Origin of the sequence: Saccharopolyspora sp., from assembly GCF_017434145.1 — a bacterium.
GTDB classification, from domain to species: domain Bacteria; phylum Actinomycetota; class Actinomycetes; order Mycobacteriales; family Pseudonocardiaceae; genus Saccharopolyspora_C; species Saccharopolyspora_C galaxeae.
Window position 1 is genome coordinate 1 of the sequence record NZ_JAFRFW010001002.1, and the last position, 4,207, is coordinate 4,207.

4 protein-coding genes are annotated in these 4,207 nt (G+C 69.1%); all 4 read right to left on the minus strand.

Going from position 1 to position 4,207, the window contains the following annotated elements:
- A partial coding sequence (locus IJH84_RS27295) for a DUF6239 family natural product biosynthesis protein (protein WP_295150666.1) occupies positions 1–344 on the minus strand: 344 nt, incomplete at its 3' end.
- 71 nt (positions 345–415) lie between these two features.
- Positions 416–2,242, minus strand: coding sequence for a selenium-binding family protein (locus IJH84_RS27300; protein ID WP_233627341.1), 1,827 nt, complete (start codon positions 2,240–2,242; stop codon positions 416–418).
- 614 nt (positions 2,243–2,856) lie between these two features.
- Positions 2,857–3,342: a hypothetical protein gene (locus tag IJH84_RS27305; RefSeq protein ID WP_295150670.1), complete on the minus strand. Its 486-nt coding sequence runs from the start codon at positions 3,340–3,342 to the stop codon at positions 2,857–2,859.
- Positions 3,343–4,107 (minus strand): 4-hydroxy-tetrahydrodipicolinate reductase, encoded by a 765-nt coding sequence (gene dapB / locus IJH84_RS27310; protein WP_295150673.1) that lies wholly within the window; start codon positions 4,105–4,107, stop codon positions 3,343–3,345. It abuts the gene before it with no gap.
- Between the last annotated feature and the right edge of the window lie 100 nt (positions 4,108–4,207).

Sequence of the window (4,207 nt, forward strand, 5' to 3'; positions counted from 1 at the left end):
CCGAGCCCGCTTTCCACGATCAGCAGCACGGTCAGCGCGAAGCCGAGGTAGGAAGCCGGCGACGGCAGGCGCAGCAGGATCGGAAGCGCCAGCACCAGCACCGCGTGCACCACCGCGACCGGCACGCTGACGTGCTGCACCGGAATCGACAGCACGCTCGCCGCGGCGGCGATCACGGCCGCGGCCGCGGCCACCACCACCGTCGCCCGCCCGGTAGTGCGCACCGACCCGCGCAGCAGCCCCAGCCCGGCGACCACGGCCGTGCCCGACAGCAGCAGGATGCGCAGCACCAGCGCGGCGGCGTCCACACCGGTCGCTGCCGGGTGCATACCGCTCATGTCCATCGCGAAACCTCGCTTCACGCAGGGAAAACCGGGGCCCGGGCACCGCGCGCGGCGATGCCCGGGCGGGTGAGCTACTTCAGGTCCTCGTCGGCGACCACGAACAGCTCGGAGTGCGGCTTCGCGTTCCCGAACGGCCCGTGCGGCCACGACTTGCGGTTGAAGTTGATGCCCGTTTCACCGGTGACCTCGTCCTTGAACGACTCGTCCACGTTGACCTGGCCGTCCTCGGCGAGGTCGATCATGTTGACCTTGTGGTCCCCGTCGTTGCCGGTGCGTGCGACGAAGTAGTTCGACACCGCCAACCGGCCGGGCTGCTTGGTCTCCTCGTACTTGCCGTCGGCGCCCGGCTTGAAGTTGTCGTAGGCGCCCCAGTGCGGTCCCGCCCCGGGCTGTCCCGGGTTGATCGGAGCCGCACCGGCCAGCGTCGGGCAGTCCTGCCCGCCGCCGTTCTCGGCCTTCTCGACGCTGTCGATGGAGCACTGGAAGTCGGTGCCCTTGCTGGTCAGCTTGGAGATGTCCAGCGTGTACACGCCGCCGGTGGCACCCGGGTCGTCCGGGCCGAGCGTGCCCTTCTGCCTGCCCTGCACCGCGCGGTACAGGAACCGGTCGTCCGGGCTGGTCTGGATCCAGCCGCCGTTCGAGCCGCTGCCCTTGGCGTCGTTGTTCGCCGGGTCGATCGCCTTCAACGCCTGCCCGTCGTCGAACACCTGCGTCCAGCGCGGGGCCGGGGCGGTGATGTCCGGGGTGTAGAAGACCGCGCCGCCCTGCATGGTTTCGGCGAACGCGCCCTTGTGGCCGGGCTGGTTGGTGACGGTGGTTTCCATGACCGCGCGGCTTTCCGAATGCAGCGGGTCCTCCGGATCGGCGCGCGGCCCGTCCGGCAGGTACGACACCGACTTGAGCTTCGGCTGGTTGCGGTCGGAGATGTCCCAGGTGCGCACGGTCGGCCGCCGCAGGTACGGCGACGGTTGCTTGACCGGGTCCAGGATGATGTTGCGCGGTTCCGCGTAGTCGCTGGTGACCAGCGTGTTCAGGTCCTCGCGGGCCTGGATGCCGTGCGGGTTGGCGCAGGTGGGTTTGCCCAGCCGCGGCAGGTTGTCGCACAACTTCGGGTTGTCGCCCTGCGGAGTCGCGGCCGGGGATTGGGAAAGCACCTTCCCGTCCCGGTCGAATCGCACGACTTCGCCCGGACTACCCGCGAAACCGTTTCCGCTGTGCACCGATCCGTCGTCGTAGCGATAAGGACCGGGAGCGACCGGACCGCCCATGTAGGTGCCGTAGGACGTGCCGTCCTTCAACGTCCAATAAGCGTCCGGAACCGAACCGCCGAGCGTCTGCGTCGGCAAGCTGACGCCCTTGAGCTCCAGGTTCGGCAGCTTGGTCACGTCGAACGCGTAGGTCGCGCCGAGGAACAACGCGCCCGCGAAAATGGTGTCGCCCTTGTGCCACACGTATTGCATGTGGTGCGGCTCGTTCTCCACCAGCGGCCCCACGGTGGCGGTGTTGACCACCTTCCCGTAGGTCTCCGAACCCTTCGTCGCGTCGATGACCGCGAGGAAGTCCGGCCCGGGAAGCGCGTTCTTCGCCTTGTTCACCGGATCCTTCAACGACCCGGGCAGGCCCTTGACGTCCTTGACCGCGGTGTCGGCGATGTTCTCGTCACCGGCCCACACCAGCAGCCATTCCTTGCGCTTTCCGTCCGCGGCCTTGGTCGCCACGTTGCGGACGGTGTGGTTGGTGACCGAGTAGTTCTTGCCGTCGGCCCCCGGCACCTGCTGCGTCGTGACCTGCACGTCCGCGTCGGCATCCTGCACGGGCAACGTGACGGTGCCGACCGCGAGCAGCGCGGCGGCCGCCCCGATCATTCCTCTGCGCAGCACTCGCGCCTTGATTCTCATGTTCTCTCCGGTCTGCTGCGGAATTCCACCAACGTCTGGGCACCTTCGAACTCGATTACCTGCATTCGGGCACAGGTGTTCTCGGGAAAGGTTTCCGGTGGCGCCGGTCCAGCGATTCCCGCGCAGCATCGATCCGCACGGGAGGCGTCGATTCCGGACGTGCCTCCGGTCCGCCCCCGGGCGCACCTGCCCGCCGCCCCGGAAATGCGTTTCCGGGCCGGTGGGTCTGGTTCCGTTGGGGACACGGAATTGCGCGAACCGCCGCAGGAACGGCCGGCCCGCGCCGAAAGGAAGAGGGAATCCGCGATTCAGGTGCGGCGCTGCGCGCCGCGCGGTGCCGCCCGCGGATTTTCCACGGGCGAACTCCGCTGAATGGCCTGCGCGGAAGTCGGCGAAAGGATCGTCAGCGAATGCTACACAGGGCGCTGGCCTGCTGCTGCAAATCGACGTGCAGGCGAGCCACCAGAGTGGTGAACCTCGACATGCGGTAGATCATGCGTGGGCGATCTACCCGGTGTCAACCAATCGACCAATCCGTGAGATGAGCACGGGAACTTTTCCGGGCCGCCGAACGTTCCCCGCCGTTCGTAGGTACCGCCGCGGCGCCGGATGAACTACTTTTCGCCCTCCGCGTCGCCGCGCTGGAGTTCGATCGCCCGGCGCATCGCCTTGCGTCCGCGGGTGCGGTCCCCGGCCAAGTCGGACGCCTGGGCGAGGGCGAACCACGCCCGCCACTCGTGCGGCGCGGCTTCGAGTTCGGCCTGCTTCTGCTCGAACCAGGCGTCGGCGGCTTCCCGCTGCACCCGCCCGGAGGGGCGCAACGGCAGGTGCGAGGTGTCCGGCAGGTTCCCCTCGGACTCCAGCAACCGCGCCAGCCGCTCGGTCTGCGCGCCGAACCGGAGCTGGTCGGCCACCAGCAGCGCACCCAGCACCGGCAGCACCAGGATCGCCAGCCCGAGCACGACGAACACCGGCTGCGCGGTCACGATCATCGTGACCGCGCGCTGCCCCATCAGCACCAGGTAGACCAGCAGCACCGCGGCGAGCACGAACGCCGCAGCGCGCGGACCGAACCAGGATTGCCGCTCGTTGGTGGACATTCACAGCCCCAGCACGGTGTCGAGCCCGACGGTCAGCCCCGGCCTGCCGCCGACTTCGCGGATGGCCAGCAGCACGCCCGGCATGAACGAACGCCGGTCGTAGGAGTCGTGCCGGATGGTCAACGTCTCCCCTTCGGTGCCGAACAGCACCTCCTGGTGCGCCACCAGTCCGGCCATCCGGATCGAGTGCACCGGCACCTCGTTCACCTTGGCGCCGCGCGCGCCGTCGATCCCTCTGCTGGTGGCGTCCGGCGCGGCCTCGAGCCCTGCGGACTCGCGGGTCTGCGCGATGACCTCCGCGGTTCGAGCCGCGGTGCCCGAGGGGGCGTCCGCCTTCTTCGGGTGGTGCAGCTCGACGATCTCCGCCGACTCGAAGAACCGGGCAGCGATCTCGGCGAACTTCATCGACAGCACCGCGCCGAGCGCGAAGTTCGGCACCACCAGCACCCCGGTCTCGGGCCGCTCGGCCAGCAAGCTGCGCACCTGCTCCAGCTCGTCCGGGCCGAGCCCGCTGGTGCCGACGACGACGTGGATGCCGCGCTCGACGCAGAAGCGCACGTTCTCCAGCACCGAATCGGGGTGCGTCAGGTCCACCGCGACCTGCGCGCCGGAACTGACCAGCACCTCCAGCGAGTCCTCGCGGTTGACCGACGCGACGAGTTCCGCACCGGGGTCCTCCTGCACGGCGCGCACCGCCTCGGAACCCATCCGCCCGCGCGCGCCGAGAACGCCGACCCGGACCGGAGTGGAAGCTGGGGAAGTCACGAACGTGCCGCCTTTCTGCGTTCTGCGTGGCCGAGCCGGTGATGCCGGCGAAATTCCTAGGTTTGTTTGAGAAGCGGCGAAGCCGCTTGCGGCGGCCGCC

Coding starts and splice junctions, on each gene's coding strand:
- IJH84_RS27305 (WP_295150670.1), bottom strand. CDS start 3,342: ATGTCCACCAACGAGCGGCAATCCTGGTTCGGTCCGCGCGCTGCGGCG.
- IJH84_RS27300 (WP_233627341.1), bottom strand. CDS start 2,242: ATGAGAATCAAGGCGCGAGTGCTGCGCAGAGGAATGATCGGGGCGGCC.